Annotated in this window: 25 protein-coding genes and 1 pseudogene; 14 read left to right on the forward strand and 12 right to left on the reverse strand. The window is 62.7% G+C overall.

Going from position 1 to position 25,120, the window contains the following annotated elements; translation table 11 throughout:
- Window positions 1-39 precede the first annotated feature (39 nt).
- Genes GR197_RS18415 through GR197_RS18445 form a run of 7 tightly spaced genes read left to right on the forward strand, consistent with a single transcriptional unit; the run spans window position 40 to window position 6,140 of the window.
- Window positions 40-1,680 (forward strand): dihydroxyacetone kinase subunit DhaK, encoded by a 1,641-nt coding sequence (locus GR197_RS18415; RefSeq protein ID WP_164012031.1) that lies wholly within the window; start codon window positions 40-42, stop codon window positions 1,678-1,680.
- Window positions 1,681-1,727: 47 nt separating this feature from the next.
- Window positions 1,728-2,348 (forward strand): dihydroxyacetone kinase subunit DhaL, encoded by a 621-nt coding sequence (gene dhaL, locus GR197_RS18420; protein WP_164012033.1) that lies wholly within the window; start codon window positions 1,728-1,730, stop codon window positions 2,346-2,348.
- Complete coding sequence (gene dhaM / locus GR197_RS18425; protein ID WP_164012035.1) at window positions 2,345-2,743, forward strand: dihydroxyacetone kinase phosphoryl donor subunit DhaM; 399 nt, start codon at window positions 2,345-2,347, stop codon at window positions 2,741-2,743. Before dhaL ends, dhaM begins: the two co-directional genes overlap by 4 nt.
- Complete coding sequence (locus tag GR197_RS18430; RefSeq protein ID WP_164012037.1) at window positions 2,743-3,099, forward strand: HPr family phosphocarrier protein; 357 nt, start codon at window positions 2,743-2,745, stop codon at window positions 3,097-3,099. The genes dhaM and GR197_RS18430 overlap by 1 nt, the downstream gene beginning before the upstream one ends.
- A complete protein-coding gene (locus tag GR197_RS18435) occupies window positions 3,083-4,687 on the forward strand; it encodes a putative PEP-binding protein (RefSeq protein ID WP_164012039.1) in 1,605 nt (534 codons plus the stop codon). The genes GR197_RS18430 and GR197_RS18435 overlap by 17 nt, the downstream gene beginning before the upstream one ends.
- 1 nt (window position 4,688) lies before the next feature.
- Entirely contained in the window at window positions 4,689-5,096 is a 408-nt protein-coding gene (locus GR197_RS18440; protein ID WP_010001912.1) for a hypothetical protein, read from the forward strand.
- A gap of 51 nt (window positions 5,097-5,147) precedes the next feature.
- The gene (locus tag GR197_RS18445; protein ID WP_164012041.1) at window positions 5,148-6,140 is read left to right on the forward strand and encodes a dihydroxyacetone kinase subunit DhaK; all 993 of its coding nucleotides are present in this window, start codon (window positions 5,148-5,150) and stop codon (window positions 6,138-6,140) included.
- A gap of 33 nt (window positions 6,141-6,173) precedes the next feature.
- Here GR197_RS18445 and GR197_RS18450 read toward each other — a convergent pair whose 3' ends face one another.
- From GR197_RS18450 to GR197_RS18465, 4 genes are all read right to left on the reverse strand, one after another.
- Entirely contained in the window at window positions 6,174-6,902 is a 729-nt protein-coding gene (locus tag GR197_RS18450) for an esterase family protein (protein WP_164012043.1), read from the reverse strand.
- Window positions 6,899-7,858: an acetylxylan esterase gene (locus GR197_RS18455; RefSeq protein ID WP_164012045.1), complete on the reverse strand. Its 960-nt coding sequence runs from the start codon at window positions 7,856-7,858 to the stop codon at window positions 6,899-6,901. The genes GR197_RS18450 and GR197_RS18455 overlap by 4 nt, the downstream gene beginning before the upstream one ends.
- A 211-nt stretch (window positions 7,859-8,069) precedes the next feature.
- Window positions 8,070-8,843, reverse strand: coding sequence for an alpha/beta fold hydrolase (locus tag GR197_RS18460; protein ID WP_164012046.1), 774 nt, complete (start codon window positions 8,841-8,843; stop codon window positions 8,070-8,072).
- A gap of 186 nt (window positions 8,844-9,029) precedes the next feature.
- Window positions 9,030-9,647 (reverse strand): O-methyltransferase, encoded by a 618-nt coding sequence (locus GR197_RS18465; RefSeq protein ID WP_164012048.1) that lies wholly within the window; start codon window positions 9,645-9,647, stop codon window positions 9,030-9,032.
- 268 nt (window positions 9,648-9,915) lie between these two features.
- On the opposite strand from GR197_RS18465, the gene GR197_RS18470 reads away from it, so the two are divergent.
- The 3 genes from GR197_RS18470 (at window position 9,916) to GR197_RS18480 (ending at window position 11,753) form a co-directional block, all read left to right on the forward strand.
- Window positions 9,916-10,689: a siderophore-interacting protein gene (locus GR197_RS18470; RefSeq protein ID WP_164012050.1), complete on the forward strand. Its 774-nt coding sequence runs from the start codon at window positions 9,916-9,918 to the stop codon at window positions 10,687-10,689.
- A 131-nt stretch (window positions 10,690-10,820) separates the two neighbouring features.
- Window positions 10,821-11,312: a MarR family winged helix-turn-helix transcriptional regulator gene (locus GR197_RS18475; RefSeq protein ID WP_164012052.1), complete on the forward strand. Its 492-nt coding sequence runs from the start codon at window positions 10,821-10,823 to the stop codon at window positions 11,310-11,312.
- 27 nt (window positions 11,313-11,339) lie between these two features.
- Complete coding sequence (locus GR197_RS18480; RefSeq protein WP_164012054.1) at window positions 11,340-11,753, forward strand: NUDIX hydrolase; 414 nt, start codon at window positions 11,340-11,342, stop codon at window positions 11,751-11,753.
- A gap of 45 nt (window positions 11,754-11,798) precedes the next feature.
- On the opposite strand, the gene GR197_RS18485 is transcribed toward GR197_RS18480, so the two are convergent.
- From GR197_RS18485 to GR197_RS18495, 3 genes are all read right to left on the reverse strand, one after another.
- A complete protein-coding gene (locus GR197_RS18485) occupies window positions 11,799-13,097 on the reverse strand; it encodes an epoxide hydrolase family protein (RefSeq protein WP_164012056.1) in 1,299 nt (432 codons plus the stop codon).
- Window positions 13,098-13,223: 126 nt separating this feature from the next.
- The gene (locus GR197_RS18490; RefSeq protein ID WP_164012057.1) at window positions 13,224-14,297 is read right to left on the reverse strand and encodes a DUF3095 family protein; all 1,074 of its coding nucleotides are present in this window, start codon (window positions 14,295-14,297) and stop codon (window positions 13,224-13,226) included.
- 104 nt (window positions 14,298-14,401) lie between these two features.
- Complete coding sequence (locus tag GR197_RS18495) at window positions 14,402-14,797, reverse strand: Ohr family peroxiredoxin (RefSeq protein WP_164012059.1); 396 nt, start codon at window positions 14,795-14,797, stop codon at window positions 14,402-14,404.
- Between the two features lie 143 nt (window positions 14,798-14,940).
- Between GR197_RS18495 and GR197_RS18500 the strand changes: the two are divergent.
- A pseudogene (locus GR197_RS18500) lies at window positions 14,941-15,279 on the forward strand (class I SAM-dependent methyltransferase); the annotation flags it as partial.
- Between the two features lie 48 nt (window positions 15,280-15,327).
- Here the strand turns inward: GR197_RS18500 and GR197_RS18505 are convergent.
- The 4 genes from GR197_RS18505 to GR197_RS18520 all read right to left on the reverse strand — a co-directional run bounded on the left by GR197_RS18505 (window position 15,328) and on the right by GR197_RS18520 (window position 21,213).
- A complete protein-coding gene (locus tag GR197_RS18505; protein WP_007629739.1) occupies window positions 15,328-15,675 on the reverse strand; it encodes a hypothetical protein in 348 nt (115 codons plus the stop codon).
- A 137-nt stretch (window positions 15,676-15,812) separates the two neighbouring features.
- Window positions 15,813-17,126: an extensin-like domain-containing protein gene (locus GR197_RS18510; protein ID WP_164012061.1), complete on the reverse strand. Its 1,314-nt coding sequence runs from the start codon at window positions 17,124-17,126 to the stop codon at window positions 15,813-15,815.
- A 206-nt stretch (window positions 17,127-17,332) separates the two neighbouring features.
- The gene (locus GR197_RS18515) at window positions 17,333-18,901 is read right to left on the reverse strand and encodes a peroxidase family protein (RefSeq protein WP_246724615.1); all 1,569 of its coding nucleotides are present in this window, start codon (window positions 18,899-18,901) and stop codon (window positions 17,333-17,335) included.
- Window positions 18,902-19,395: 494 nt separating this feature from the next.
- Entirely contained in the window at window positions 19,396-21,213 is a 1,818-nt protein-coding gene (locus tag GR197_RS18520; RefSeq protein ID WP_164012063.1) for a methyl-accepting chemotaxis protein, read from the reverse strand.
- Between the two features lie 290 nt (window positions 21,214-21,503).
- Here GR197_RS18520 and GR197_RS18525 point away from each other — a divergent pair, with 290 nt between their 5' ends.
- The 3 genes from GR197_RS18525 to GR197_RS18535 all read left to right on the forward strand — a co-directional run bounded on the left by GR197_RS18525 (window position 21,504) and on the right by GR197_RS18535 (window position 23,740).
- The gene (locus GR197_RS18525) at window positions 21,504-21,890 is read left to right on the forward strand and encodes an acyl-CoA thioesterase (RefSeq protein WP_164012065.1); all 387 of its coding nucleotides are present in this window, start codon (window positions 21,504-21,506) and stop codon (window positions 21,888-21,890) included.
- A 19-nt stretch (window positions 21,891-21,909) separates the two neighbouring features.
- Window positions 21,910-22,497, forward strand: a complete 588-nt coding sequence (locus tag GR197_RS18530; RefSeq protein ID WP_164012067.1) for a hypothetical protein — start codon at window positions 21,910-21,912, stop codon at window positions 22,495-22,497.
- A gap of 295 nt (window positions 22,498-22,792) precedes the next feature.
- Window positions 22,793-23,740 carry an IS110 family transposase gene (locus GR197_RS18535; protein ID WP_164012068.1) on the forward strand — a complete coding sequence of 316 codons (948 nt, stop codon included), beginning with the start codon at window positions 22,793-22,795 and terminating at the stop codon, window positions 23,738-23,740.
- Between the two features lie 201 nt (window positions 23,741-23,941).
- Here the strand turns inward: GR197_RS18535 and GR197_RS18540 are convergent, their stop codons facing one another.
- Complete coding sequence (locus tag GR197_RS18540) at window positions 23,942-25,114, reverse strand: DUF1501 domain-containing protein (protein WP_164012069.1); 1,173 nt, start codon at window positions 25,112-25,114, stop codon at window positions 23,942-23,944.
- Window positions 25,115-25,120: the final 6 nt, after the last annotated feature.

Below are 25,120 nucleotides of genomic sequence, written 5' to 3' on the forward strand. Positions count from 1 at the left end.
TGATGATGGCATGAAAAGCAAACAGACGGGTCTCAATCGATGAAACACTTCTTCAACCGCAGGGAAAACATCGTTACCGAAGCTCTGGACGGTCTGCTCCTGACGAGCGGCAGCGGTCGTCTCGCTCGCCTCGACAGCTTTCCCGACATCAAGGTGATCCTGCGCGCGGATTGGGACAAGTCGAAGGTGGCGATCGTATCCGGCGGCGGCGCCGGCCACGAACCCTCCCATGCCGGCTTCGTCGGCAAGGGCATGCTGACGGCAGCCGTATCCGGCGAGATCTTCGCCTCGCCAAGCGTCGATGCCGTGCTGACGGCGATCCGCGCCGTGACCGGCCCGAAGGGCGCGCTGCTGATCGTCAAGAACTACACCGGCGACCGCCTGAATTTCGGCCTCGCCGCCGAGAAGGCGCGCGCCGAGGGCTTCGACGTCGAGATGGTCATCGTCGCGGATGACATCGCCATCCCCGACATCAATCAGCCGCGCGGCGTCGCCGGCACGCTGTTCGTCCACAAGATCGCAGGCTATCACGCCGAAAGGGGCGACGACCTGAAGACCGTCGCGGCCCATGCCGCCTCAGCAGCGGGCGACATCGTCTCGCTTGGCATGTCACTCTCCACCTGCAGCGTGCCCGGCCAGGCGCATGAGGACCGTCTCGGTGCCGACGAGGGCGAACTCGGCCTCGGCATCCATGGCGAGCCGGGGGTCGAGCGCATCGCGCTGCAGCCAGTTGCCGATATTGTCGCGACCATGGTGGCGCGCCTGTCTCCGACATTGCGCGAAGGAGCAAGCCACGCCCTCCTCATCAACAATCTCGGCGCCGTGCCGCCGCTCGAAATGGCGGTCATTGCCAATACCGTGCTCTCCTCGCCGCTTGGCCGCCGCGTCCGGCTGATCATCGGACCGGCGCCGATGATGACCGCGCTCAATATGAACGGCTTCTCGCTGTCGCTGATCCGGCTGGATGCCGCTCGCGAGGCGGCGCTGACCGCAGCAGTCGAACCGCATGCCTGGATGCCCGCAGTTGAACGCCACGAGATCAACATCGTCGCAGCACCGAGGACGGCGGCCGGCATGAATGGCGCGGCCGCAGTCGGGGAAAACACGCGCAACCGTCGCCTGATCACGGCGCTCTGCGAGCATCTAATCTCGCAGGAAAGCGAACTCAACAGGCTGGACGGCCGCGTCGGCGACGGCGATACCGGCTCGACGGTGGCGACAGGCGCCCGCAGCGTGCTTGCCCGCCTCGACACGCTGCCGCTCGATCGGCCGGCGGCAACGCTCGCCTCGCTCGGCGACATCCTCGGCACCAGCATGGGCGGGTCGAGCGGCGTGCTGCTGTCGATCTTCTTCACCGCAGCGGCAAAGGCGATGGCTGACAAGGCCGACATTGCCGCCGCTCTTCTTGCCGGGCTCGACAGGATGACGTTCTATGGCGGCGCCGGAGTCGGCGACCGGACGATGGTCGATGCGCTATCGCCTGCCTTGCAGGCGCTCGCATCCGGCGATGTTGCCGCAGCGGCAAAGGCTGCGGCGTCAGGCGCGGAGTCGACGAAGACGATGACGAAGGCAAGAGCCGGACGCGCCTCCTATGTCGGCGAAAGGGATCTGGCGGGCGTCGCCGATCCCGGCGCCGTCGCGGTTGCCGGCGCGTTCGCCGTGGTGGCAAGCCTCGTCTGACCGGAGTAGAGTTTGAGAGCCGCGCCGCAGGCGCGGCGACAGGGAGGATGGCAGTGCAGGCGGAACCGGTGCTAGTTGCGGGATTGATCGAGGTGTGCCGCGCGGCGATCGCGGAAAACAGCGATCACCTCTGCGCGCTTGATCGGGCCATCGGCGATGGCGACCACGGAACCAATATGCGGCGGGGCTGCGAGGCGGTGAGCGCCGAAGGCGAAAGCCTGTCCGGCCTGCCCTTCCCCGACGCCGTGGAAAAGATCGGCCTGACGTTGGTGATGAATGTCGGCGGTGCCGCCGGGCCGCTCTACGGCACGCTGCTGATGGAGATCGGCCGTGAGCTTCGCAAAGGCGAGGAAAAGGCCGATTTTTCGCTGGTGCTGAAGCAGGCGATCGATGCCGTCGCAAGGCGCGGCCGCGCGCATGCCGGCGACAAGACGCTGCTCGACGTGCTCTATCCTGTGCATGCCGCGCTGGCAAAGCGGTCTCCACTCGGTGACATCGCCCGCAAGGCCGAACGCTCCGCCAGCCGCACCGCTGACATGAAGGCAATGCGCGGGCGCGCCGCCTATCTCGGCGACCGTTCGATCGGCCATGTCGATCCCGGCGCGTCGAGCTGCGCGCTGCTAACCACGGCGATCTGCCGTTATCTCGGGGAGCATCGTCCGGAATGAACGGAAAGACCGCAAATGTGGGCATCGTGATCGTCTCCCACTCGCCGCTGGTGGCAAGGGGTATCGCCGACATGGTGCGGCAGATGGTCGGTGACTGTGTGCCGCTCTCCTGGTCCGGCGGCAATGTCGATGGCGAACTCGGCACCGATGCCGGCGGCATCCTGAGAGCGATCGAGGCCGCCTGGTCCGATGCCGGCGTTGCCGTCTTCGTCGATCTCGGCGGCGCCGAAACCAACAGCGAGATGGCAATCGAAATGCTGGGGCTTCCCCGCTCGGCCCTCGTCTCCATCTGCAACGCCCCACTGGTCGAGGGCGCCGTCATCGCTGCCGCCGAAGCGTCGGGGGGTGCGTCACTGGCCAAGGTCGTCGCCACAGCCGAGGAATTGTCCCCCTGATGACCGGCGGATTGCGCATAGAGAAACAGGAGCCCGAGCCATTGCCCGAGCCATTTAAGGTGAACTGCCAGACGGAGGTGGAAGTCAAGCATGGCGTCGGGCTGCATGCCCGCCCCTCCGTCACCTTCACGCGGCTTGCCAAGTCCTTCCCCTGTTCGATCGAGATCGCGGTCAATGGCAGCGATGTCTGGCTGAACGGCAAGAGCATCATCAAGATCATGGGCGCGAGAATCCGTAAAGGGTCGATCCTCAGGATCCGCGCCGACGGTATCCTCGCCGAAGAGGCGATCCGTGCGCTGAAGGAACTCATCGAGCGCAACTTCGATGAAGAAAAGAAACATGGCCGAACCGCTTAGGCTGACAGCAAAGAGCGCATCCCCGGGCATCGCATCCGGCCCGGCCTTTCTCGCGGAGGAGCTGAAGGCTCCTTCCGCTCCCGAGCGGCCGGGCGCCGATCCTCAGCCTCAGACCGCCGGCGGATACGGCGCGCTGGAGAAGGCGATCGATATCTCGATCGGTGAACTCGAGCGCCTTGCCGAGGGAGCCGACGCCGAAAGCCGCGATATCATCGATTTCCAGATCGAGGTGCTGCGCGATCCGTCGATCGCCGAAGCGACCGGCGCGCGCACGGAAGCCGACGAGAATGTCGTTTTTGCCTGGGTCGCCACCCTCGACGCCTATATCGGCGAACTCGAAACGGCCGACGAAGAGCCGATGCGGGCGCGCGCCGTCGATATTCTCGATATCAAGAACCGTGTGCTCGGTGCGCTCGCCGGCACCCCGACCGCCGATTTCCCGCCCGGCTCCGTCTTTGTCGGCAAGGACATGGAGCCGAGCCGCTTTCTCGCCCATGACTGGTCGAAAGGCGGCGGCATCGCGCTTTTCTCTGGCAGCACCGCCGGTCATGTCGCTCTGCTCGCGCGGGCGAAGTCGGTGCCGATGGTGGTTGGCACGGGCCGCTTTTCGGCCGAAGACGGAGATCCTGTTCGCGTCGACGGCGATGCCGGCGCCGTCGTCCTTCAGGCCGGCAGAATGCTGATCCCGCCGATGGTGCCCGCACGATCGGCGACAAGCGACATGCAATCCGAAAGCGGCGATTTACGCACGGCGGATGGCGTGCCGATCCTCATCTCCATCAACATCAACGATCCCGCCGAGATCGCCGCGCTCGATCCGGCGACGGCAGGCATCGGCCTGATGCGCTCGGAATTTTCGGTCACCTCGATCGCCGATGCCGCCAATGAGGAACGGCAGCTGGCGATCTATCGCCGCGTGCTGGAACAGGCGGACGACAGGCCGGTGATCATTAGGATGCTTGATATTGGCGGCGACAAGCCGCTCGCCGGCCTCGAAAACTTGCCGGGCGTCGCCTCGGGTCTGCGCGGCATCCGGCTGCTGCTTGCCCGGCCTGAGATCGCCCGCGTCCAGGCCCGCGCCCTGCTGCGCGCCGCCGTCTTCGGCAGGCTTTCGGTGATGTTGCCGATGGTGACTTTGCCTGAAGAGATCGACAGGATGCGCGAGCTGTTTCGTGAGGAAGCCGAAAAGCTCGGCCGCCGTGCCCTGCTTCACAGAATGCCGCCGATCGGCATGATGGTGGAGGTGCCGGCTGCCGCATTGATGCTCGACACCTTTGGGTCGGCGGCATTCTTTTCGTTCGGCACCAATGATCTCACGCAATATCTTGCCGCCTCTGCCCGTGACGACATCGACGCCGATGCCGGCAAGGCAGCACCCGCCGTGCTCCGGCTGATTGCCCAGGCGGTGAAGCTTGCCGCCGGTAAACCGGTCAGCATCTGCGGCGACATGGCCGGCGACCCCAGCTGTCTGCCGGGACTACTCGCCGCCGGTCTCAGGCATTTTTCCGTGGCGCCGGGCCGGCGTCCCGCGATAAGATCGGCGATCATCGGACTGAACGCCGATGGCACAAGGGCAGCCGGAGAGTAGAATGGCGCGCGAAGACACCGAAGACGCCATTATTGCCTACAAGTCCATTCTGGCGCAGATCATCGACAACAGGCCGTCGGGCACGCGCCAGCGCCTGGCAACGGCGCTTGGAAAACACCGAAGCTTCGTCACCCAGATCACCAGCCCGACCTATGCGACGCCGCTGCCGGCGCGCCATCTCGCGACGATCGTCCGCGTCTGCCATTTCAGCGCCACCGAGGAGGAACGCTTCCTCGAAGCCTATCAGGCCGCCCATCCTGGCAAGCTGCCCGATCTCGGCCACTCCGAGAAATTGCGGCACCTGTCGCTGATGGTGCCGGATTTCGGCGACGACCGGAAAAACCGCCTGTTGGAAGAGGCGATCTCCGATCTGGTGCAGAAGATCGTCGCGATATCGGGTGCCGAATGACAAGCGAGCCGATTGACGTGACGTAATGCCTTTGGCCTTGGGAGGGGCTTGATGAAGAAGTTCATGAACACCGCGGAAACCATGGTCGCCGAAAGCGTCGAAGGCTTCGTGCGCGCCCATGATTCTTTCGTGATGTTCGGGCCGAAGCGCAGATTCATCCGCCGCCGCCATCTGACATCGGGCAAGGTGGCGCTCATATCAGGTGGCGGCGCCGGCCATGAACCGATGCATATCGGCTTCGTCGGCCACGGCATGCTGGATGCCGCCTGTGTTGGCCATATCTTCACCTCGCCGACGCCGGGCCAGATCATTGCCGCCATCGAAGAAGCCGATACCGGCGCCGGCTGCCTGCTCGTGGTCAAGAATTACGACGGCGACCTGATGAATTTCGAAATGGCGATCGAGATGGCTGGCGAGCGCCACAGCCTCGACATGGTCGTCGTCAGTGATGATATCGAAACGTCGAGAACAGGCGAAAGCCGAGGCCGGCGCGGCGTCGCCGGAACACTGATCGTCGAAAAGATCCTGGGTGCTGCAGCCGAACGCGGCATGCCGCTTGACCAGCTGAAGCAGCTCGGCGAAGGGTTGAACACACGCATCCGCTCGATGGGGGTGGCGCTGAACGGCGTGACGGTGCCGCAGACAGAGCGCACGACGTTTACGCTCGGACCCGGCGAGATGGAAATGGGCGTCGGTATCCATGGCGAACCCGGCCATGCCAGGCAGGCCTTCGCCACCGCCGACGCCATCATAGGCCATCTCTGCGAAACCATCATCAAAGACATCGCCGTGGCGCCGGGCGCCCGGGCGCTGCTCTTCGTCAACGGCCTGGGTGGCACGCCGCCGGCCGAACTTTACCTCGCCTATAACGGCGCCCGCCGCTTCATCGAGGAGAGCGGTATCCCGATCGAGCGTTCGCTTGTTGGAACCTACGTCACGTCCCTCGACATGCAGGGACTGTCCGTTACCCTCGCCTTGCTGACCGACGAGGAGATCTCGCTCTGGGACGCGCCAGTGGCAACGGCGGCTTTATATTGGCCGTGACCGCCCCTCTAACTCTTTAATTGAGAACAGGATTCAGATGTAGAGCGGCGCCATCTTGCGCCAGGCGCCGGCGCGGTGAGCGCGGCCGTCCCAGACATGCAGCTGATGGCGAATATTCTTCTCGCCGAGCAGCCGGCTGAGATAGCGGTTATTGTCAAGGAAGGGATCGGCATCGCCGATGGTGAGAACGATGTCACGCTCACGCAGCCTGTCAATCCGCCAGTCGGAGCCGAGGCCGGGCAGGAAATGCGTCGGCGTGTGGAAATAGACGCTATCATCGTAATAGCCGTCGAACAGGTCGCTAAAGGATTCCACCTTCGTCGTCAGGTCGTAGCGTCCGGAAAAGGCGACGAGCTTGCGGAAGAGATGCGGATGGCGAAAGAACAGGCTCGCCGCCTGGAAGGCGCCGAGGCTGCATCCGTGCACCATGGTGCAATCATGCGGGTTCTTCGCCGCCATCAGCGGCAGCACCTCGTTGAGGATATAATCCTCGAGCGCCGCGTGCCGGCGGATGCGCTCGGCCGGATGATGGTGGAAGCCGTAGAAACTATCGGCAGCCAGGCCTTCGATGCAATAGAGTTGGATCTGGCCGGCTTGCAGCTTGTCGGCGAGGCTCGCGACTAGGCCGAGCTGTTCATATTCGAAGAAGCGCCCTTCCCGCGTCGGAAAGACCAGCACCTTGGCGCCGGCATGGCCGAACACCAGCAACTCCATGTCTCGATGCAGCCGCTGGCTATACCAGCTCAGATATTCGCGGTTCATGACACCCTGAAGAACTGTCCAATCTTGTCGCGGAGAACCGCCTCTTGCTCAGCACTTCCAGGGTAATCGAAATGCCCGGCGTCCAGGATGAAGATTTCATTAAATTTCGGTATCGAATTGGCGACAGCGAACTGGCAGGGCGGCGCAACCGAAGGATCGAAAAGCGCCACCGCCGTCAGCATCGGCACCTTGATCCGCCGTGCTGCGGTCGCCGCATCGAAGAAACGTAGCGTCTCCAGCACATCTCCATGTTCCGCCTGATATTCTTGCACCGATTGTGCGCTGCCGACGCTCGGCAGCTCGAGGCGCAGCGGCTGGTGGCCAAAACTCGGCAGCGCCAGATGGCCGCGATCGATGCGCTTGTCGTAGGCGATGGCTATTGCCCCGACGCCACCGCCGAAGCTGATGCCGCTATAGCCGATATGCCCGGAGAGCCAGGGATAGAGCGCGTCAAGCGTCGAGACGGCTAGCCAGATATCCTCGACGCAGCCGCCGATGATGTAGGAGTCCAGCTTGTCGATATTGTGCAGCACATGCCAGGACGGGTTTTCGGAAATCGGCGGATGGGCGCTGAGCGACAGCCCGCGGCAGCAGGGAAAGATCACTGCCGTTTCCTTGACCGGCAGGTCGAAATCCGGACGATCCCGCCCGCCGTAACCATGCCCGACGACAAGGCCGCGCCGCACCTGCCCCTGACGCGGTAGGATGAGCCAACCGCCGATCCGGAACGCATCCGTGGAGAGATAGACAAGATCAAGCACGTGCCAATCAGGATGGGTGATCTCGCTGCGGAAAAGCACCGGCCGCGGATCGACCGTCATTGCCCTGGAATAGCGCGCCTCCCAGAAATCGTCGAAACCATCGGGCGCTTCGGGAGGTTTGACGGCGAGAAGCTGTTCGAGCCGCATGCCGTAGGTCGGGTCGAAGGTGAAGGGGTGTGTTGTGGGGATGCTCATCTGGACTTTGTCGCGTGAAAGCCCCGGCCACGCAAGACGATGTGGCGGCTACTTTCCCACCCGCTCTCGCCAGCAGCGCTCATGCGCAGGCCAAAGGCCGGAGCCTCGAAGGGAATTGGGCACCCTACCGCGGCATGTCATCACCGAAGAAGACGCCGGTGGCCGCCCTCGTCCTTCGAGGCCATAGACACCATCACCCACACACCGGAAATTACTGCCCAGCCGCCTCCAGGATCAGCTGGCTGATCTCGTCGGGATGGGAGATCAACGACAGATGGCTGGCCTTCACCTCGACCGTTTTCGCGCCCATGCGCTTGGCCATGAAACGTTCAAGATCGGGATTGATCGTCCGGTCTTCCGTCGAGACGGCATACCAACTCGGCCTCGAACGCCAGGCGGCCTGCGTTGTCTTGCCGGTCAGCAGCGCCTTTTGAAACGGCTGCTGTACGGCATAAAGTACTTTCGCCCTCGCCTCCGGCAGGTCCCCGGCGAAATCGCGCAGGAAGGCCGCTTCGCTCAAGCGCCCCTCGTCGCCGTCGAAGACGATGCCGGCGGAAGCCGGCGGCGTCGGAAAGGTTTTGGCAAGAGCGGTATAATCCTCACCCGCATCCGGCGCCCGCGCAGCGACATAGACCAGCGCCGAAACGTTGGGATGAACGCCAGCCTCGGTGACCATCATCCCGGAAAATGAATGCCCCACCAAAACCGTCGGGCCATCCTGCCGGTCGAGCACCCGCTTTACGGCGGCGACGGCCTCGGGCAACGTCGTCAACGGATTCTGCACCGCCGTAGCATTCAGCCCGGCCGCCTGCAGGCGCGCGATCACCTCGGTCCAGCACGAGCCGTCGGCAAACAGCCCATGCGCCAGCACGACATTGCGCGCCTTCAACGGAGCCGATGTCGCGGCCATGCCGCGGCTGGAAAGAAGAGTGGCGCCGGCGCCGGCAACAAGGGCTGCCGAGAAGGCCCGTCTGTTCATCATCATGATCTGGTTTCCTCACATGTTGAGACTGTCGAAGGGGCAAGAGCATGGGTTCGAGATCGGGGATCCGGAGCCGGTGAAATCGGTTAGACGATAACAATGTGTCGGATCGCTCATAATCTGAGGCGCGAGGTCATCCGCCTCCCGGCATTCGACGCAGCCGACGTGATCGCTAAAACCAACCTTGCCTCAACCTCGATCGAAACGGCTGACCTCGAGCCCGTTGCCGACCGGCAGCACCACACTTGATATGCCCGGCTTGGCGCGGATGGCTTCGCCATAGCGTCTGACATCGTCGCCTCCCGGGCGCAGCATATTGTCGGCGACGATGATCGCGCCCGGATTGAGCTTGGGATAGAAGGCCTCGAGGCAGGGAAGGTAGAGATCCTTCCAGAGATCCACAAGCACGAAGTCGATGCTCTGAGAAAGCGCGGCGATCATCTGGACGGCGTCCCCGACCTTGAACTCGATATGGTCGGCAAGCCCCGCCTTGACGGCCATGTCGCGCGCATAAGCCGACTTGTAATCGTGCATTTCCATGGTGATCAGCCGGCCGCCGGAGGCACGCGCGGCTTCAGCCAGCCATATCCCTGAATAGCCAAACGAGGTGCCGAGTTCGAGAATTATCGGCGTCTTGAGGCTCCTGGCGAGGATATTGATGAACTGCCCGGTCTCTGGTCCGACCGCGCGCAGCCGCTGATCCTGTCCGCCATCGCGGCCGCCGGGAGGCATCTCGCACGGGCTGTTACGCTCCGTCTCGATCATTTCGTGATAGATGTCGAGCACTTCCTCGATCCTGTTGTCCATCGGCCCCGCCCTTCCGTCCTTGCGATTGATGGCCGACTTTGCCCGACCGAATTGGCCGCGAAAAGTTAAACTTCGGCAATCATCGGATTTCGCAGCCGCCATGCGGTTGCCCACGCCGCCACCGTGCGCTACATCAAACCCGTCAATGGCCGGTCAAACCCGGCCACGTAAGCGTTAACGTCACTCAACGCGTATGATCGAACGGCTTTGCGGCTTCGATCTGCGCGACGGTGTCCTGCGGATCGAGTTTCAAAGCTCCTGAGGACACATGGATAACAATCAAAGCAAAGACCAGACTTCATCTGCCCCTGCCATCGAGCGGGTGCGCCACGACACGCGACGGCGCACGCTGACGGCCGAAAGCGTCGTCGATATCACCCCCGGCATGCGCCGCATCACGTTGACCGGCGACGATCTTGCCGATTTCATCAGCCTTGCGCCCGACGACCACATCAAGATTTTCGTACCGGCCGCCGATGGCGGAGAAGAGCGCCGTGACTACACGCCGCGCCGCTGTGATAATGCCGGGCGGAAATTGACCATCGACTTCGCCTTGCACGAGGCAGGCCCGGTGACGCGGTGGGCAATCGGCGCCCGCCCCGGCGACCGGCTCGAAATCGGCGGGCCAAGAGGCTCCGCCGTGGTCTCCGCGAACGTCAAACGATGGCTGCTGATCGGCGACGAAACGGCACTGCCGGCGATCGGCCGCCGGATCGAGGAGAGCACCGCCGGAACACTCATCACCACAGTCGCCGCCGTCACCGGCCCGCTGGAAGAGCAGACCTTCGACAGGTCAGCTGAATTGGAGGTCCACTGGGCGCATCGGCCTCTCTCGCAGACAACCGATGCCGCAGCGCTGCTGAAAGTTCTGGCCACGGTCGATATCCTGCCGGAAACTTTCATCTGGGTCGCGGCGGAAGCCTCGGTGACACGCGATATCCGCGCCTATCTGCTGACGGAAAGAAGCTACCCGCTCGGCTGGATCAAAGCGTCCGGTTATTGGGTGTTCGGCAAGGCCGATGCGACGGAAAAGTTCGCTTAGGCCGCAAGGCCAAGACACTGGCCGCCGCTCTGGAGATTGGGGCGACGGCCGGATAAAACAACCGTCTTTACCGTTGCGATTTAATCGGATGCGATATATATAATTGATAAATATTGAAACAGGATAGACCCATGCCCGCATCTAAAGCAAAACAGCCCGCATCAAACTCCCCTAAGACTGATGGTGACGGCCGGAAGCTTTCGAACTTCCTGTGCTTTGCGGTCTATTCAGCCAATCTCGCCTTCGGCCGCGCCTACAAGCCGGTCCTGGACGCGATCGGCCTGACCTATACCCAGTACATCGCGATGGTCGCCCTTTCCGAGGAGGACGAACAGACCGTCAGCACGCTGGGGGAAAAACTGTTTCTCGAATCCAACACGCTGACGCCCATTCTCAAGAAGCTGGAGTCCTCAGGCTTTATCACCCGCCATCGCGATCCCGCCGACGAACGGCAAGTGCGGGTAAGCCTGACGCCGGCGGGACGCGATCTTCTCGAAACCGATCCCAGCTCCGTCCTGATCGACGCTGTCGGCCTCGGCGATGATTTCCCCGTCGTACAGAAATCGGTGACGCGGCTGCGCGACAACCTGCTACGGGCACAGGTCAAACCGGAAAAATCATGATCGCGACACATGTCGGCACCTGGTGACATGCGCGAGATTGCAATCGGCGCATTGATTGAGAATGGAACCGTTCTTCTCGCAAGGCGAAATTCCGCGCGCAAGATGCACCCGGATCGGTGGAGCCTGCCGGGCGGTCATGTCGAGAGCGGCGAAGACGCAGAGACGGCGATGCGCCGGGAATTGTTGGAAGAAATCGGCGTGACGCCGCAACACTGGCAATCGGCAGGAAAGTTCGTTTCGGAAAATCCGCCCGGGGTATTCGCCACCTTCCACGTCTATCACGTCGATCGATGGCAGGGCTCCCCGCGACTTGTCGGTGATGAACACACAGCGCTCAGATGGTTTGCCGCCGCCGATATAGACTGCGAAACCGAGCTGGCGCCGCCTCAGCTCGGTGAAATCCTCGCAAAGCTCGTCTCGCAGCAGAGCCGCAAAGAGTGAAGGCCCGTCGCGCGAACCCGGTTTGGCACAACGCACTTTTTTGCCCTACTGGCGCAGCGATCGAAATGCTGTCCTCAGCTCAGCCGTCATAGCCATCGGCTGTTCCCAAGCGGCAAAATGGCCGCCTTTATCGAGCCTGTTGTAGTGTATGAGTTTCGGATAGGCCTTCTCCGCCCAGCTCTTCGGCGCCGCATAAATTTCGTCGGGAAAGGCACTCACGGCAACCGGGATCTTGATGCCTCTGGGGTCGAAGAAGCCTCCCGATGGAAAGTGCGCATTGTCCCAGTAGAGGCGCGCAGAGGAGATTGCGGTATTTGTCAGCCAGTAGAGCGAGACGTTGTCGAGGATATCATCCTTCGTCAGCCCCTCAGGCTTTCCGTCGAAAACACGGGCGATCATCTGGTAGCTGCGTATGTCGTGGTCGAGCATCCAGGCCGCGAGACCGACCGGTGAATCGACGATCCCGTAGAGGGTTTGCGGCCGGTTGTTCATCTCGATGGCGTAGCCCAGCCCATTCTTGTAGAAGTCGTCGAGCTGATCCCAGGCGTGCTTTTCATCAGGCGAGAGGCCTGCGGGCGCCGGCCCGCCGGCTGCGAGCGCCTTGGCGATATCGGCCGGAACCGTGGCTGCCATATTGGTGTGGATGGCGAGCAATCCCGGCGGTTCCTGCAAAGCCATCAGCTCCGTGACCGCATTCCCCCAATCGCCGCCCTGCGCCACGAACCTAGTGTAGCCGAGGCGCTGCATCAGCGTCACCCAGGCACGGGCAATGCGAGGAGGATTCCAACCCGGCGCAGTCGGCTTGCCGGAGAAGCCATAGCCTGGCAGCGATGGGATCACCACATGAAACGCGTCCGCTTCGCCGCCGCCATGCGCGGTCGGATCAGTGAGCGGCTCGATGATCTTCAGTTGCTCGATGATCGAGCCAGGCCACCCATGGGTGACGATGATAGGCAGCGCATTTTCCTGCTTGGAGCGGACGTGGATGAAGTGGATATCCAGCCCATCGATCTCGGTGACGAACTGCGGCAGCGCATTGAGCCGGGCCTCCGTCTTGCGCCAGTCGTAATCCCTCGCCCAATGGTTCGCGAGCTTCTGGATCGTCTCGCACCGTACGCCCTGGCTATCATCCGTAACGGTCTCCTTGTCCGGCCAACGGGTCGCCGCAACGCGCCGGCGCAGATCGTCGAGCGCCTCCTCGGGGAAGTTGACGCTGAAGGGGGCAATCGTCTCGCCGCTCGCCTCGGCGCTCCCCGTCCCGCCAAGCATGCTGATGGCCCCGGCCGCCGCGGTGGCGGCCAGCAGTTCACGCCGGGTGGGCATTGATAGGGATTTCGGTGACATGACGCTTTCCTCTCCGTTCGATCTGCAGGAATGGACGAGGATCGACTGGCCGACCTCGTTGCAACAGTAGGTCATTCGCGTCTGCCCGGACTATGCGCCCAGGCTATGGAGGGGTCAATTACCCTGTCAGGCTATGTCTCGACTGCCGCGAATGGGCCTCTCAGGCTGATGCGATGCCACGGCAAGCGCGCCCTCCTCCATCATCTCGGCCGCCTTGGCATAACCCCCGCCCATTCCGTCGAGGAAATGCAGGTGCGAATCCGGGCTGCCGGATGGCACGAGGCAGGTCATCAGCCCATGCGATTGGCGGTGCAGACCGAAATCGACCTCGCCGCGCGCCCGCGCCGCAACGAGGATGGCTTCGACGGTGTCGATCTGCTCCGGCGTGCAGTCCAGCGTCAAGCGCAGGCCGTCGTCGAACTTGCGGAAATCCGAATTGGAGGCGACCTCCGACCAGCGCGGAGCATCGACCCGCTTTCCGCCGTCCCTGTGGACAGCCATATTTCCGGAAAGCGGATGAGACCGGCGCGGCACGGCATCGAAAACCCCAAGCACGCGCTTCGCCAGCGTCGCAAAGACCTCTGGGCTGGTATCGTCACGAGGCTCGACCAAGAGCGACAGGATCTCACCCCGCTGGCTTGGGAACGGCGCCCAGTCGCAGCTCAGGCCGGTCAGGTTAGGCCTCATAGCATAACGGCCGGGCTTCACCAGATAGCACCCATTCTTGATCTGCCGCTCCGCCCATTTGAGCCCGCCTCCGGCAAACATCGCATAGGTCGCACTCTCGGAAGCGGCATAGCGCGCGATCCTGACATCACGTCCATTCGCGCGGATTTCGCCGACGGTGACGAGCCCGACACGCAGGTCGAGATGAAGATCGGATTTGGCAAAGCCCGCCACATCACGCAGGGCCGATGTCGCGGCCATGATGCCATTCGCCGGCAAGGCGAAGGCCGCTCCATCTCCGCGAAACACGAAGGGGAAATCGAACGAGCCCCAGGCATTGCCGAGTGCGGCGATGATCGATGCGCCGGCATAATTGACGTCTTCGTAGCGCCCGGAGCGGATCGCCTCGGTCGAGCTGACGACGTCGGTGATGCCGATCAGCCAATCGTCAGGCAGCGGCTCGTAAACCTCGGGATCGAGCACAAGCGAAAACTCGTCATAGGCCCGGCGCAGTTGCGCATCGCTGTTGATCATGGCACGTCCTCCGATCGGCAGGGTTGCTGCCAGCTCAGAAACGGGTCTGCCGCCGATCGGCAGACCCCCGCTTGGAATGTCAGCGCGAGGCCGGCCCTTCCCGTTCAGACAAGCTTGGTTTCGACGTCGATGTTGCCGTGGACCGCCTTGGAATAGGGGCAGATGCCGTGGGCTGCCTCGATCAGCTCCTGCGCGATCTCGCGATCGATGTCTGCCAGGCTGACATTGAGCCGTGCACGCAGGAAGTAGGAGCCGTTGTCGCCGTTGAGCGTAATCTCGGCATCGACTTCGGGACCAGCCGGCAGCGTGATCTTCCGCTGCGCGGCAGCGAGCTCGATGGCGCCGATATAGCAGGCCGACCAGGCGGCGCCGAACAGGTTTTCGGCCGCCGGATGCGGCTGCGGCAGTTTGATGTCAAGCGTGCCATCGCTACTGCGCGCATAGCCGTTGCGGCCGCCGGTGATGTGGGTCTTGCCGGCAAAGAGAAGCTTCTCGGTCATGATTCATATCCTTTCGGTTGATTTTTACTCGCATCCGATTTGATCGGATGCGCGTTGATAAGCCGAACCGAATTCGATGTCAACACTATTCCGATTTAATCGGATACGATTTATTTGGAAAGCAAGAAGAGCCCTCTCAACCCAACGGCGTCGGCAACATGTGCGAGGTCTATCGCCTGACGACCGTCTTCGGCAGCGCCCCGACCGATCCGGCCGCCGAAGCCTTTGGGCATGACGCCGCCGAGCAAGTGATGCGGTGGCAATTCGAAAACATGGCAATGTCGCAGTATCCGGCAAGCATGCGGATCACCGAGCCTGAGGATGCTTTTCTGGCGCTGACCTCCTATCCGCCCGGCGAAGGCGCCGACGAGCCTCAGCTCAGCCGCTTCCGCCAGGCCATCGCCGATGCCTTCCGGCAAGGCGGCAGCGCGCTCGAGGTCAGCAAGGAGACCGGGCTGTTCCTCAGCAGGAAGCCGGCCTGATCGGATCACTGCCTTCCAAAATCGCGACCGGCCGAGGCAGACCGGCGCTCAGACCTTTTCTTTCTTCTTGATCTTTTCCTTCGGCTCCACCGGTGCATCGGGCGTCGGGGCCAGAAGCTTGCGCAGCGATGAAATCTTGTCCTTCACCAGCGGCCGGAAACGCGTCGCGCGATAGGGCATGTCGGCCGCACCGTAACCTTCCGGCCCGTCGTCGTTGCCGCGATTGATTTCCGCGAGCTTCACCCCGATGAACGTGCCGTCGACATAATGGGTATATTCGCCGACCCAGCGGATCGTATAAATCTCGCCCTTGCGAATGAGTTGGTCGATGCTGACATGCTTGAAGGTATCGTTGATACAGACGACCTTCTGGCCGACATGGAAATCATAGCTCATGGATCAAACTCTCGAACGGCAATCCGCTTGACCGATCTATAGCGCGCCGGACCGCAGGGATGAACCATTTTCTGCCAGCGGGCTTTTTTGCCGCGACAAAAGCCGCACCCGCGCCGCACGGTTCAAGGCAAAATGCATCAGTCGCAATAGACCTTGCCGCTCTTGCGGGACCGCAGATCGAAGTGGAAATGGTTCCAGTGTTCGGGGTTGCTGCCGGGGCCGAGCACGGTGTTGAAATAGCGGCAGCTGTCGCTGCGCACCGCCTTCAGCAGCCGGCCTTCGCGCAGCGAAAAGAGACCCTTTTTGCGCACGTCGATCTCGTGGCCGTTCTTCAGCACGAACTTGCCGACGTCGATCGCGTTGCCGCGAGCGTGTTCCGACATCGGATTGTATTTCTGCCGGCTGTTGTTCATGCGCCGGCAGGAATAGCCGCCGAGCGGCTGGATCGTCTTGATGCCGCTCCAATAGCGGTAGCGGGCAGACGGTGCCAGCTCGTTCTTCACCCATTTGGCGAAGGCGAGCGTCACCTGGCAGTTCAGCGTCACCGCCGGCTGCACGCCGATATTGCCGGAAAGCCCCTTCAGCGACACCGGATAGGGCACCTGACAGGCAGGCCCGTTCGATATCGGCGCCTTTTCGTCGAAGAGCACACCCATACGCTTCAGCTCGCGCCGGCAGGCAAGCTCGGAGGTCGGCATGACGCTGGGGTCGACGGGTGCCGCCGGTTCACTCATCATCGGATTGTTCGGTCGCAGCATCGCGACCTCTTCGCTTTCGTCCTCTTCCGGAACGCGCGACGGCGCCACCACAGGGCTGCCGTCGTTCCAGGCCGGCGCCCGGCCCATCTGCGCTTGTGCCGCCGGCTGCGGCATCGCCAGCGGTACGGGCTGGCGTAGCGGCTGGTTCACCTGCGTCGGGCTATCGGTGCCGATTCCGTCAACGACCGGCTCCGTCGCATTTCCCTCGGCGATCTGCTGCTGTTGTTCCTGCGCCAACCCGACGACCGGCTCTGCCCCAAGCTCGTCATCCATATTGACGCCGCCGGACGGGACCGCAAGGTTCTGCGTGCCGCCCCAATTGCTGCTCGACTGGCTCGCCGCCAGCGCCTCGTCGCTGTCGATCATCGGCAGGCGGCCCCTGCGCGCCGCCGGCGCGGCATGGCCGGTGCCGGCAAGGTTCGGCGTATCGAGATAGTCGACGGACCCCTGGCTATTAGCGGCAGGCGCACTGGAAACTGGATAGGAGGCCTGGCTTTCCGCGGGCGCAAGGCGCTCCGAACGCGCCATGCGGACCGAGGGCGCCATGCGCGCCGCCGGCGAGATCGAGCTCACTCTGGTGCCGTTGTCGACATTGGCCGGCGGCACAAGCCCGTCGCTGATCGAACAGGTGGTCAGCGACGCCGAGAGCAGCAGGGGCAAAAGGGCTCGCCGAGGAAAGGAAACAAACGCCATACTCTTATCGCTTCCGCAGGCCGACTGGGCAGTGACAGAAAAAACTCACTCCAATTTTAATTAAGAACGGTGAATGAAAACTTACCGGCACAATCTGAACGCGACGAATATCAAAAAGGCCGCTTTCGCGGCCTTGAGATTGGCGATAGATGCAACTTTTGCTCGGCGTCCTCCCCGGCCGCTCCCGCAGCCTTGATCGACATCGGCTACCTGTTGGTGAAATTGACCAGATCCGCCATGGTGAAATGCCCCACCTCGGCGCCCGGCAATGTCGGTCGCCATTTCGGCCATTGCGCCAGGAAGGAATGGCGATCCTCACGGATAAGACCAGCAAGGACTTCGGCGACGATCGTGCCGCCGACCGGCCCGAGATGCTGGCTGTTTCCAAAGATCTCCGCCTCGCGCAGGATGTAGAACCACAACGGCGCGTTATCCTTGAATATCCCCGGATGATCGCTCAGCAGCGCGCCGCGCGCCCGCTTCCGGTCCTCATCCTCGCTGTCGAACAGCTGCTCATCCGACAGCGCCTCCATTTCCATATGGCGCGCCACCGCCTGGCCGGAAGGCAGTCCGAGCCGCCAGCCACGCAGCAGGTTCAAGGCGGCGAGCGCCCTGCGGATATGGATCGGCTCCCTTTGGTGATCGGGCAGGCTCGTCAGCGGATCGACCAACGTCGTATCGAGCTTGTAGGAGGGCTGCGGCAGGACTGCGCCAGCCGGCGGCGGCCCTTCGGGCGCGACCCCGTCGAAGAAGAAGGCCCAGTCGATCGCCCAGAAGTCGGGCAACTCGCGAAAACCGTTCAAATTTGCCCGCGGGTGCTGGATCACGTCGGTCAGAGAGAAAATCGGAATGCGATTGAACTTTGCCTTTTTCCCGTTGAACCGCTGCTCGATCGGATCGGGCTTCGTGACGGTTCCGTTCAGCGAATAGCTCGGTCTCACCATTGTATGACCGTATCGGTACGCCGCCACCGAGAATTCGACGGGGATGAAGGCGTAGCGGCCCTGTGGATTGTAGAAGCGGATATTCGGCTTTTCGCCTCTGCCCACGATGACGCGCTCGTAGGTCTCTTTACCGATGATACGGGGCAGGAAATCATGCAGGACGATCCACTGGTAGTGCCAGCGCACCGTCTGCTGACAGAGCCCGAAATCGCGGCTGCGCGACGTATCGACGACCTTGTTGTGGAACCGGAGGAAGGTGGCGTGGAGCTGCGAGACGATCACGTTTTCGTCGTTGCGCTTGTCGCCGAGCAGCGCGCGCCGGATCTTGGCCGCGTTCCTCGGCAGGTCGGGGCGGTTTTTCCTCGTGCCGTCAAAATCCTTGTCGTCCCCGAGCAACAGATGAAGCTCGTCGTCCTCGTAGAGGAAAGGCTGGTCGGCCGGTCCCGATCCGTAGACCGAATCCAGATCCAGCCGGGGCGTGCGGAAATCCTGCAGGGCATCGGGATCGTTGAAGCGGTCGAGCGACGAGACCGGATCGAATGTGATGTCATGATCGAGAAACTGACCGAAATAGGTGAAGCCGGCAGGAATTGCCGGGTTCTCGTCTTCGGGCTCCCGTTCGTTCAGCGCGACGTCGACGGGTTTTCCCTCTTCGATCTTCTCGGCGAACTCCCCCTGGAACATCGTTTTCGCAAGATCGGTGAGTGCGTCCTCGGTAAACGCGGCGGCCGGCAGGTTGCGGAACATCCTCCCGAATCTCTGGTCGCGAACACTCGAATGCGCGACGCTATCCATGCCTCTTACTGGCGAACCATGCTTGCTGCGAGCCATTTCGGCCTCCCTCGGTTACTGAACTGGAATGCGGCAGCGGTACGATGAGGGGCAGCGATATCGGATGCGGAGGACTGGAATCCTCGAATTCGGGAGACACACGGCGGCCATGCCACGGCCGCCGCGACCGTGGTCCCGGATAATTTGCGAAATTGGAGAATTATGGTGGCTTCCGCAACGACAGCAATCGCTGTCTTCGAAATGCCCTGCCCTCAACTACAACCTGAATGAAGCATAGCGGAGGGCAAATTGCAACGATATTCGCTTAAGGATTGAATCTGCTGCTTTTTGCCAAGCACATCAGCCAGGTATATCAGCCTGAAGATCTTGGATTTCCGCCGGTCCATGATCCTCTCTACTCCGGAACATGCTGCGTCACGATCCGTGCATCTGACCGCGATGACGCCGCCACAACGAAAAAGAGCCGTCGTTGCGGCTCTTTTCCTGACGTTCCGGTCTGAAGCTGTTGTGAGGCCGTTACTTCGCTCTTGCATTCACGCGGCCCGCGTATACCTCGCCTCGGCCTGCGGCTCGGCGCGCAGGCGGAAATTCGAAAGCAGCGTCTTCAACTGGGTGCTCTCATCGGCGAGCGTGCGGCTTGCCGCCGTCGTCTCCTCGACCATCGCGGCGTTCTGCTGCGTCATCTGGTCCATATGATTGACGGAGCCGTTGATCTCGTTCAGCCCGGTCGATTGTTCGCGCGCCGCCGTCGCGATCGATGCGACGTGATCGTTGACCTGGTTGACCAGCGCCTCGATTTCCAGCAGCGCCTCGCCCGTCGAGCGCACCAGCGCCACCCCGCCTTCGACTTCCGTCGCCGACCGGCTGATCAGTTCCTTGATCTCTTTGGCAGCATTCGCCGAGCGCTGGGCGAGTTCGCGCACTTCCTGGGCAACGACGGCAAAGCCACGGCCCGCCTCGCCCGCCCGCGCCGCCTCGACGCCGGCATTCAGCGCCAAGAGGTTGGTCTGGAAAGCGATCTCGTCGATAACCGAGATGATCTGGTTGATGCGGCTCGACGATTCCTCGATCCGGCCCATCGCCGTTACCGCATTGCGGACGATATCGCCGGAGCGCCCGGCGCTGACTTTGGTTTCGGCCACCATCGCGCGCGCCTCGTTTGCCCGCTCGGATGCCGTCTTAACCGTTGCGGTGATTTCGTCGAGCGCTGCCGCCGTCTCCTCAAGTGCCGCCGCCTGCTGTTCCGTGCGCTTCGACAGGTTGCCGGTCGCCTCGCTGATGTCGGAAGCACTTTCATTGACGACGTGGCTCGATTCGGCGATTGCGTGGATAACGCCGTTCAACGCGTCGACGGCGGCGTTGAAATCGCCCCTCAGCTTGGCGTAATCCTCGCCGATATCATCGATCGCAACCGTCAGATCGCCGCCTGCGAGCTTTTCCAGGCCAACGCCGAGCGCCTGCATTGCCCGGTTTTGCCGGTCGGAAGCCGAGCGCAGGCTTGCCTCGTTGCCGCGTCGCTCATCCTCGATCTGCCGCTGCCTTTCATCTTCCCGTCCGCGCAGCGCGCTGCGCTCGTCGACGGAGTCGCGCAGCACCAGCAATGCCTTGGCCATCTGGCCGATCTCGTCACGCCGATCGCTGCCGGCTATCTCCACCGATGCCTCTTCGGCGGCGATCGCGTTCATCGCCGCCTTCAGCCGGGCGATCGGTGCCGTGACGCTGCGCACGATGGCGTAAGCGATGGCAATCGTGGCGGCGGCTCCGAGCAGGCAGAGCACCGCCGCCCAGATCGCATTCTGACGATAGAGCGCAGCAAGGTCATCGGCATAGACGCCGGTGCCGACGATCCAGCCCCAGGGCTCGAAACCGGCGACATAGGAATATTTCAGCACCGGCTGATCGGCGCCCGGCTTCGGCCAGTAATAGTCGACGAAACCCTTGCCATCCTTCTTCACCTTGTTGACGAATTCGACGAACAGGAATTTGCCGTTCGGGTCCTTCATCTGAGAAATGTCGGTGCCATTAAGCGCCGGCTTGATCGGGTGCATCACCATGGTGGGATGCATGTCGTTGATCCAGAAATAACCGTCGGCGCCGTAGCGCATCGCGCCGATCACGTCCTTGGCGGCCGCCTGCGCCTGTTCGCGGGTCATGGTGCCCGCCTGCTCCATCTTGTAATATTTGTCGAAGATGCCGAGCGCCGTCGCATCCATCTGCGCCAACCCCGCCTTCCGCTCCGCTTCCAGTTCGGAATAGGAATAGTTCAGAAAGAACACCATCGTCGCCGCCAGCACGGCAAGGGTGAAGCCGACGAGGCAGTAAAGGCGGGTGGAAATCTTGACGTTGCGCATGAGGTTCCCGGCGATTCTCGTAAATGAGGTAGACCCATCTTGAATTGCCGGAATTACTGGAGCGTAAAGCTTAATTAGAGAATAGTTAAATACCGTAAGGGAAGGCCGAAGCACTTAAAATCAACAGATTGAAATCGCATGGAATTTCAAACTGCAACGGCTGCAATATTTTTCCCCCGCGCTTAGCTGCAGCGCGGGGCCACGCCGTCTTTTACAGCCCACAGCCTTTGCACTAGGCTATCGTCCAGTGAATCGCCGGCCTATGGCCCGCACCAGATGGAGAACCCTTGATGACCGATGCCGCCAAGCCGAGAGGCGAATTGACGCTCAGGACGCTCGCCATGCCTGGCGATGCAAATCCGGCCGGCGATATCTTCGGCGGGTGGGTCATGGCGCAGATGGACCTTGCCTCAGGCATCCGCGCCACCGAACGCGCCAGAGGCCGCGTCGTCACCGCTGCCGTCAAGGAGATGGCCTTCGAGCTGCCGGTCAAGATCGGCGACACGCTGTCGGTCTATACCGATATCGATCGCGTCGGCCGCACCTCGATCACCCTGATCGTCGAAGCCTGGGCGCATCGTGCACGTTACGCCAAGATGGAAAAAGTCACAGCCGGCACCTTCATCATGGTGGCGCTCGACGAAGACGGCAAACCGAAACAAGTTCCCGAGGCGTGACGCACCAGGGGTCGAGAGCATGGAAACGGTCGGCTCGCCGGAGGTCTTCCTTCACATCAAGGTGGTGATGGGCATGGTCATCAGCCTTTCGCTTGCCAGAATGCTGACCGGCGTTGCCGGCATCGTCCAGCATCCCGGTAAGGCGAAGGTCTATGCCGTCCATCTTGGCTGGGCGCTGTCGATGTTCCTGTTCATCATCCATATCTGGTGGTGGGAATATCGCCTGCAGGCCGTGCCGGCCATCGGCTTCGGCATCTACCTCTTCCTCGTCTGCTTCTGCAGCCTGTTCTTCCTGCTCTGCGCCCTGCTCTTTCCGGCGAGCCTCGATGAATATGGCGGCTACGAGGAATATTTCATCTCGCGGCGCAAATGGTTCTTCGGCATCCTCGGTCTCACCTACGCCGTCGATATTCTCGACACGGCGATCAAGGGTCATGAGCGCATCCTCGCGCTCGGCTGGGAATACCCCACCCGAAACATCGTCTACATCCTGCTGTGCGCCGTTGCCGCCTGGACCCCTAACCGTCGCTTCCATGCCGCCTTCGTCATCGCCAACCTCGTCTATCAGGTCAGCTTCATCTTCCGGCTTTATGATGTGCTGGGGTGAGGCCCGGTCCCGCGAAGCGGGAGCGATCGATCCAGTGAATCGATCGCAGGCCCGAACGCCCTGAGCCAAGCGAAGGGCCGGGCAGCGGCTTGCTTCCCAAACCTGCGTCTGAGGCCCGCGACCTCTCTCCAGCCTCATCCTTGTACGTTGCCGTTGCTGTATAATGCGGCTGTGCGGCGGGGATGCGTGTCATCCTAGGGTTTTGAACTCGCGCCTCAGCGAGCATCTCCGTCGCCATGTCTTCGCTCGAACGGTTGGTTGGGCCTTGAGCCCGCGTTGCAAGGAGGAGCACCCCATGCATGCCCCCAGAACTTTCATGGTCGGTATCGATGTCTCGAAGGCCCATCTCGACGTGGCCGTCGAAGGCAAACGCACCGTTGTCCGCTTCGACAACGATGCAGCAGGCCGAGCCGCACTCGCGGCGGCGGTGGCCGGCGCAGAGCTTGTTGTCGTCGAGGCCACCGGCGGTTACGAGATGGCGACCGTCAGGGCGCTGATGGCCGCCGATATTCCTATCGCCGTCGTCAATCCCCGCCAGATCCGCGATTTCGCCAGGGCCAGCGGCCGGCTGGCCAAGACCGATCAGGTCGATGCCCGCGTCATTCTCCACTTCGCCAGAGCGATGCGGCCGGCACAGATCCCCCATATCGACGACGGCCGCATCGCGCTTGCTGCCCTCGTCACCCGTCGCCGCCAGCTCATCGACATGGCGGTCGCCGAGAAGAACCGCCTCGAACATGCCCCGCAAGCCGTCGCCGTGCTGATCGGCGAGACACTCGCCGCCCTCAAGGCCCAGCTCGCCCGCGTCGATGCGGCCATCGCGCTCGCCATCGAGGCCGAGCCCGACATGGCCGCACGCCGCGATCTGCTCCTGACCGTGCCCGGCATCGGCGAGGTCGGCGCCGCCGTGCTCATCGCCGAACTGCCCGAACTCGGCGGCATCGACGACAAGAAACTCGCCGCCCCCGTCGGCGTCGCACCGATGGCCCACGACAGCGGCGCCTGGCGTGGCCAGCGCCACATCGCCGGCGGCCGCGCCACCGTCCGATGCGCCCTCTACATGGCAACGCTCTCGGCCATCCGCTGCAGCCCGGCCATCAAGGCCTTCTACACAAGGCTGCGCGACGCCGGTAAACCGCCCAAGGTCGCCCTCGTCGCCGCCATGCGAAAACTCATCATCATGATCAACACTATCCTCAAAAGACACACACCCTGGAGCGAGCCGCAACAACACGGTTGCTGAGGTGCCCGCAGGGGCCTCGAAGGACGGGGCTGGCCACCCGCTTCGCCAAATGCCGAGGCTGATGTGGCGCACAGCCACCCGCCCCCGTGGTTCGAGACGGCCCTTCGGGCCTCCTCACCATGAGGGCTAATCGGTGTGCAGTGCCGCCCCGTTTCTCCTCACAGTGCCTGTCACTCAGGAGAGGAAGAAAATCGCCGCTTCTCACCCACGCAAAAACTGCGACCCCTTGTCAAACCCCAACCCCGGAAAGATCTTCCCCGTCAGATCATCCGCGCTCACATCGAACTGCCGGTACAACATTGCCGCGGCGAGTTCGCGCACATCGGCAGTCGGCATCAGGTCGCGGTCGTCGAGCAACTGGCCGTCGCCGATGCCAGGCCACTTGCCGAGGATGCGTCCGCCGTTGATGGCGCCGCCGGCAAGCAGGGCGCAGCCGCCGGTGCCGTGGTCGGTGCCGGCGGAGCCGTTCTGGCGGGCGGTGCGGCCGAATTCGGTCATGGCGAGCACCACCGTCTTTGCCCAGATCTCGGCCCCAAGCGTCGTCTTCAGCGTGGCGATCGCCTGCGCCAGATCCTGCACCGGCCGCTTGAACTGGCCGGCCTGGCCGATATGCGTGTCCCAGCCAGTGATCGAAAAGCTGGCGATGCGGTAGTCGCCCTTCAGCATGTTGGCCGCAAGCGCTGCCACATCGGCGGTCTTTTCGCCGCGCTGGCCATCCGGCTCGACCATCATCGAGACGGTGTTGGCCCGCGTTGCCTCGGCAAGTGCTGCGGCAAACGGCGGATCGCCGGCATAAAGCCGCGTCAGGAATTGCATCTCGTCGCGCGCCGGTGCCAGATTGGAATCCGACGCCCAGACGTCGACATCGTTCGGCCCGGAAAGGATCAGCTCCGTCGAGGTGTTGACGTCGATCGCCTTGCGCGCATCCGAACGCGGAATGACCGCAAGCGCTCGGTTCAGCCAGCCGGTCTTTTCCTCGGCGACGTGCTCGCCGCCGGATTCCAGCATGTCCTGCCCGTCGAAATGGCTGCGCTGGTCGCGATAGGGCGTCGACACCGCGTGCACGAAGGCAAGCTCCCGGCTCTTCCACAGCGGCAAAAGGTCGGCAGCGGCGGGATTGAGGCCGAAATGCCCATCGAGATCAAGAAGCCCGGTGTCGGGCGTCAGCGCCAATGTCGGTCTGAGCGCGGCAAAACCCGCATCGCCATAGGGCTGTACCAGGTCCAGCCCGTCCATCGCGCCGCGCAACACGATGGTGACGAAACGATTGTCTCCCGGCATCGCCGCGAAGGTGACCGGCGTGAAGGCGGGCGCGGCGGCCAGACAACAGGCGGACGCCAGAAAGCCGCGGCGGGACAGTGAAATCCGGTTCATCAGAGC

The organism is Rhizobium phaseoli (genome assembly GCF_010668805.1).
Lineage (GTDB): Bacteria > Pseudomonadota > Alphaproteobacteria > Rhizobiales > Rhizobiaceae > Rhizobium > Rhizobium phaseoli_A.